The organism is Candidatus Cloacimonadota bacterium (assembly GCA_011372345.1).
GTDB lineage: Bacteria > Cloacimonadota > Cloacimonadia > Cloacimonadales > TCS61 > DRTC01.
Map to the genome: position 1 here is coordinate 1 of DRTC01000061.1, position 6,781 is coordinate 6,781.

3 protein-coding genes are annotated in these 6,781 nt (G+C 36.8%); all 3 read right to left on the reverse strand.

What is annotated here, in order from left to right:
• A partial coding sequence (locus ENL20_01135; GenBank protein HHE37164.1) for a hypothetical protein occupies nt 1-1,584 on the reverse strand: 1,584 nt, incomplete at its 3' end.
• Nucleotides 1,585-1,877: 293 nt separating this feature from the next.
• A complete protein-coding gene (locus tag ENL20_01140) occupies nt 1,878-4,925 on the reverse strand; it encodes an alpha-mannosidase (protein ID HHE37165.1) in 3,048 nt (1,015 codons plus the stop codon).
• A gap of 300 nt (nt 4,926-5,225) precedes the next feature.
• Nucleotides 5,226-6,413 (reverse strand): ATP-binding protein, encoded by a 1,188-nt coding sequence (locus tag ENL20_01145; protein ID HHE37166.1) that lies wholly within the window; start codon nt 6,411-6,413, stop codon nt 5,226-5,228.
• Nucleotides 6,414-6,781: the final 368 nt, after the last annotated feature.

Genomic DNA, 6,781 nt, shown 5'->3' on the forward strand with positions numbered 1-6,781 from the left:
CATACCTACTCCGATCCATTCTTTCTGGTAAACAACCTCAACCATGCTGTTTTGATACCAGATATTCATTGGGATCTGGTAATCAAGAGTCTCTGCATTTCCAATTTCAATAACAGTTATTCCTACTCCAAATTGATTAGAAAATTCTATCGGACCAACACCCGCATTATTATATGGAGTAACAGAGTATTGATAGATACCTACTTCGGTTATTGTATCATCTACCCATTGGGTAACGGGTCCGGGAATATCAAAATCTGCACCATCGTTAATTCTTTCAATCAAATAACCGGTAACACCCGTGAAATATCCGCCATGCATACCCTCGGTCGGATTTGTCCAATCCAGTTGAGCCATTAAATCCCTGGTACTGACATCAGATCCAAGCAGGTCAGTAACAATGTTTGGTACATCTTCACCAACCCAGACTTCTTCTGAGGCAGCAGGACCTTCACCATCAGAATTATATCCACGCACAGCGTAATTATACATTCCTGCCGGTGAAACAGTGTTATCTGTCCAGGCAGAAGCTCCGCCAATTGTAGGTGAGTCATCAGTATATACTAAAACATCATTACGATAAACTCTCATTTCCATAAGTTCTGTCAGAGGATCACCATCAAAAGTTAGATCAGGATTTGTCCATGACAGATCGACGCTCAAACCTCCCATATCATCGGGAAGAACGACCAGATCAGATGGAGCAGCCGGAGCTCCTGGTTCGGCAAGCGTATAAGGAATTGCAAAACCGGATACTTCCATTCCCCCGGGGAAATCTCCCCAACCGGTCATTGCTCCCGTACCCGTATCAATTTCATACAATCCGGGAGGAGTTCCGTCTCCAAAATAAGCAGCAGAATAAAGGATTCCATTATCTTTATCAAAAGCAAGATCTTGTGCGTATAAGAGTTGACCACCGGTTGAACCGATAGAGGTTGCATTTCCAGTAGCCGGATCAATAGAATACAAAGGGGAAATTGCAGTAAAACTAACAGATACACCATACAAGTTTCCTTCCCCATCTCCTGCAATACCTATCATTGTGTCACCAATATTATGAGAGCCAATAAGAGTACTTGCACCTGTTGTCCAATCAAGAGTGTACAAACTTGTACCATCTGTTGCATACATTATCCCTGAGGCATCATCGTATTCGATACCCTGAAAACCCACTGCTGTATTACCAATGTAAGTCATATTTCCATTTGTATGATCAATGGAATATAATCCTCCCCCATATTGAGTGCCGTACCAGGTTTCTTCATCAGCCAGCCAGCAAGCACCTGCTATGAAATCAGTTGATTGCGTGGGAGCAAGAAGTGTGATCGAGGAGGGATCGGAGCCGGCAAAATAAATTGGACCCTCAGCATAAGTTGAGGATGGATCATAAGCATTATAGGCATAACCTTCAAAATCAGGATCACGATATTGATCCGTATCAGTTTTTTTATTTGTATTGAAGTATTCTCTGTGAGGAGCTAAACCATTCGTTTGTCGATCAAGCAGTTTCTGGTCTTCAGCGATACTGAAAAGTGATAAACTTATCAATAAAAAAACCATTGTAAATAGAACTAATTTTTTCATAATAAAACTCTCCTTAATTTTTTTTGGATCTAAAATTCAAATTTTAATTTACGACATTAAAGGCTCAAATAGTTTAATTACGATAGTAACAATCATTTTTTTAATTTCGATATTTAATTCTCATACTCATCTCAATAATTTAAAAAAGTATTCAAACTCCATCAAACAAAACACAATAGAAACTTAATGATAACTTCTCTTTTTTCATATTGCTTCTAGCTTTTTTTAACCAATTATTTGTCAATATTTTTTTCTCACTAATTTTCAATCTCTTTAAAAGTTAAGAAATTATTTTAGAATTCGATCCTGTAAGTCTTGATCTCAAAAGGATTAAATTCCAGTTCGATAGAATTAAATTCTCCTTCGATGGACTTTAAATCATTCTCCAGCAAATCGGTTTCAATAACCGATTTCCAGTCTTTTAGGATGTTGAGAATTATTTTAGAATTAGAACCTGCATATTCATAAAGTCTTAAAATTGTTCCTTTCCCGTTTTCTGCTCTTTTGATAGTTTCCAGTTTCACATTTTGTCCTTGGATTTGATAAAAGCCAAAAGATCTTTTCTCAGGAAGATTTTTTATCGGATGGAAAATCACCGGATCATTCAGTTTATGAGCAATTTCGAGAGTATCGGAGGCGATCAAATTCCCTTTATGTGGATAATAGCAGAATGTGAATTCATGCTTGTGAATATCGGATTTTTCATCCAGATCTTTGGGACTGCGGAGAAGATTCAGATCGAGGAAATTATCTTTGATAAAATGTCCGTATTTACAATCGTTGATGAGAGCGATTCCATAATCGGATTGGGAAAGGTCAACGAATCTCTGGGCTGGGATTTCAAATTTGGCATCATCCCAGGTTGTGTTGGAGTGAGTCGGTCTTTTTATCGTTCCGAACTGGATTTCAGAAGTTGCTTCATTCGTAAAAATATTTACTTTCGCAGAAGCACGCAGCATTTTTTGTGCTTCTTTCCAGTCGACTTTATTTTCAATTTTTACTAATTTAGAATTATTTCGGATGGAAACTTTCTGTTCGATTTTTGAATTTCCAATTTTAAATTTCTGGAGAATTACTGCCTGCAAATCGGTTAGTTTTTCAACCTGAACGGAAGCTCTTTTTGCCTGTTCCGGAATTGTTTCACGATAAAAATGATTAATATCCCACGATTCCCAATTGATTGGTTTATCTTCCCACAATAGCAGTTTATTAGCGAATCCAGACAATACTTCCCTATTTTCTTCTTTATCGAAAATGGATGAAATCGAACCATCGTCTGCGATTTCAACTTTGATCAAACCATTCTCCAAAAATGTTGCTGTTGCTTTCAGCAATGGTTCACCTGCTGGAAAAGAAATGTTCGTTGGTTCCAATCTGATCGCAGTATAACCCATTGCCGGAATCCAAACTTCATATTCGATAAAATTCCTATCACTCGTGTTAATTGTTCCTGCTCCGTATTCACCTTCCACCCAGTAATTTCCTTTAGGAGCAGGAATTTGGATGATCTCTTTTCTATCCCAGCATAAAGTGTTGTAAACTATGAAATTATCACCAATTTTATCAGTTTTCCCATACAGTTTGGAGATTATCTCATTTTGGATTTTCTCTAATTTCCGTAAATTCAGCTCGCTCGTTCGACAAGCATCTTCATAAACCCAACCGATAGAAGAACCTGGCAGAATATCATGAAATTGATTGAGCAGCGTATCTTTCCAGATCTGCTCGATTTCTGCTTTGGGATAATTTTCAACCAAAGTTGAGAGAAATTCCACATCGTGTAATTTTGTTTCTAATTGTCGATTAAACTTTTTCATCAAAGCGCGGGTTGTGTAAGTACCGCGATGAAGTTCGAGATAGAGTTCTCCTACCCAGACCGGCAGTTTTTCGGGCGGGATTTGTGATATTTTATCAAAAAAGTCTTGAGCAAAAGAAAACTTGAATTTGGGAGTTCCTTCCAGGTTCTGCTGACGAATTCCCATCTCGATTTGAAATCGGGAAGGTCCTCCGCCGCCATCACCAATTCCATAAAGATTCAAAAAATCATCAGAAACATCGGATTGAGCAAAGCGTTTTTCGCTTTCAATAAGTTGATGCGGGAAATTGCTCAAGTTATAATCATTAGTAGGAAGAAAATGTGTGAGGATGCGAGTTCCGTCTATTCCTTCCCAATAAAAAGTGTGATGAGGAAAAGTGTTGGTTGCATTCCAGGAAATTTTCTGCGTCATAAAAAAATCAACTCCGCATTTTTTCAGGATTTGCGGAAGAGCAGCAGAATATCCAAAAACATCGGGAAGCCAGCAGTTATCGACTTCCACACTAAATTCATCACGATAAAACTTCTTCCCGTAGAAACACTGTCGCACCAGCGATTCCCCACTCGTCAGATTCATATCCGGCTCAACCCACATCGCTCCCTGACATTCCCATTTTTTATCTTTCACTGCTTGCTTGATCTTCTGATATAGTTCGGAATAATCCTCTTTTACGAATTGATACAATTGCGGCTGGGAAGCACCGAATTTGTAATCCGGAAATTCTTCCATAAACTTCAGAGCAGTCGAGAAAGTCCGTCCAGCTTTCCTGCGTGTTTCCCGCAGAGGCCATAACCAGGCACAATCGAGATGAGCATGACCGATCGAGTAAACGGTTAGAGAACTGGCATTTGCCGATTGGGAGAGAAGTTTTTTCGTGATCAGCAGACATTTGTCGATTCCTTTCCCGTCCTGCCAGATATTGACGACTTCATTAATTCCAGAGATGATCTTTTTGCGATGAGGAGACTTTTCTTCCAATGATTCCAATAAAGAGTTCAAAACACGCAAATCGATATCGAGATCATAAATCTTCCTGTTAACGCAGACCAGTTCTGCCTGCTTCAATTTATAGTCTTGATCAGATTTTCCGAAAAGTCCGTTGGCTCCTGCTTCGAGCAGAAGTTCGACTTTTTCTCTACCTTCTGCATTATTGTAAAGTGGAACAAAATTCTTTCCTGAAAAAAGATTCCAATGAATTTTATTTGTTAATCCAACATACGGAACTCCATCTTTGAAAACACATGCTTCTCCCTGAATATCAATTAGAGCAGCAACTTCCAGACCTTTGAATTTTGATGGAATATCTCCTTTAAACTTGAACCAGCCGCAACTCCAGTCTTCTCCCCATTTTTCATCAATTTTGATTGGCTTGAATTTCCTTTTTATTACTTTTTGATACGGAATCGGATTGATTTTATCTACAATGTATTCCGCTTCTAATGGAGTGTGATTAAAATATCTTTTCTCATAGATTTCGTTGATGAATCGTTTGATCCTTTCTAAATAGATCTTTTCATTTTGCATTTTTCTTCCTTTTGTTATCCACCTGTCTTCGTTCAAACTATGCCCTGATATGCGAATTACACATAATTCACGAATTATATTTCGCAAACATTCTTGTTTGTGCAAAGAACAATCAAGATTGGAACAATCAAGATTGATTGTTTTACAAGTCTCGATTTCAAAATTATCCCGATTATGAAGGATTCCAATATAGAAATTATCCCAATTGCCCTGAAACACTGATCAGTTCTTGGTTTCTCGAAGGATCAAAAAAAAACTTTGATCTCGTTAATATCGATTTGGCAAATTGATTAACTTTTATCATTCCTGAATTTTGAATTTAAGGACATTTTCATAATGGATTAATCGAAAATTTATCTCCGGATATTTTTCCTGAAAGAATTTATACTTGTAAGGTTTGAAAGATTGTTCCGAAAACTTTACTTCATACGCTTTTGATTCCTGGATAATAAAATCGACTTCCTGTTTTTTTTGAGTTCTCCAGAATTTTATTTCATCAAGGGTATAAAAATCGAGGAATCTTCTAAAAACATAATTTTCCAACAATTCTCCTTTATCCATTCTTAGAGCGATGGGAGAATAATTTTTTCGGAAATAGTTTCTCAAGCCTAAATCATTAAAGTAGATTTTAGGCATTTTTCGTAATTCTTTAGTAAAATTTCTGTGAAATGGTCGAACTCGTGAAATATGAAATGAGATTTCCATCAATTTCACATAATTCTTCAAACTTGTCTGGCTTATATGCAGTTCATTTCCAATCCGATTGCCGTTATAAGTTCCTTTACCTGCTGATAAAATTCTCAAAATCTCAAAGTAAGCATCCGGAGATTTCAGGTTTGCTTCCAAAACCTCCTTTTTCATATAAGATTCTGCGATATCGTCTAAAATCAATTCTTTCTCATTAATATTCGATTCCAGAACAACATCCGGATATCCACCGAAAAGGAGGTATTCATTTAACCATTTATTCAGTTCTGCTAAATAGATTTCAGGAATATTTCCGGAATTTATAAAAGGAACAATTTCTTCCCTGTTTTTAAAGATGAGAAATTCCTCGAAACTTAAAGTTTGTAAAGTAAAAATCCGTTTCCTTCCGGCGAGACTATCCTTGAACTTCTCATCGAGATAAAATGCCGAAGAACCGCTGACTACCAGTTTTATTTGCGGACTATGCAAATCATAATGATATTTGAGAAAATTTGTCGGATTATCAAGGTATTGAATTTCATCGATGAAAACAAAATATCTGTCTTTATCGTCGAAAGGTGGGATAATATTGAAAAGGTTCCTGGGATGAGCGTTCAAATTGTCTAATACTTCTGGATCTTCTAATGACAAAAAAAAAGTTTGCTTTCCTTTGGATTTCAGAGACGAATTCATTTGCTGCATTATAGTGGTTTTTCCGGTTTGACGGGCGCCGATTATTAATGAAATCTGCTTCTTTTCCAAATGTTCTAATAGCTTCGCAAATAATGTTCTATGTCTCATAAGAGACAAATTATCCTTGTAGGTTTGACTGTCAACATAAAAATTATCCCGATTATCGTTGAGAAAAAAGAGAAAATATCCCACTTTTACAGGTTTCCAATAACAAAATTATCCCAATGCTGTTGAAACACTGATCAGTTCACGGTTTATGTTGAGAGCAAATTATTTCGGAATTTTAAATAATGTTAGTTATTTAAACAACCTTATCTGCAGATCATCCTTCTTCTCTTTTTTCTTATATTCAGTTTTGGAAAATTCGATCAATTCATTTTCAATTCTATCCAGAAACGGACTTCTCTTCAATTTATACTCCTTTCCAATTAGAAATCGCTTATTGGCATTTGTCAGGTAAAGGAATTTTTTTGCTC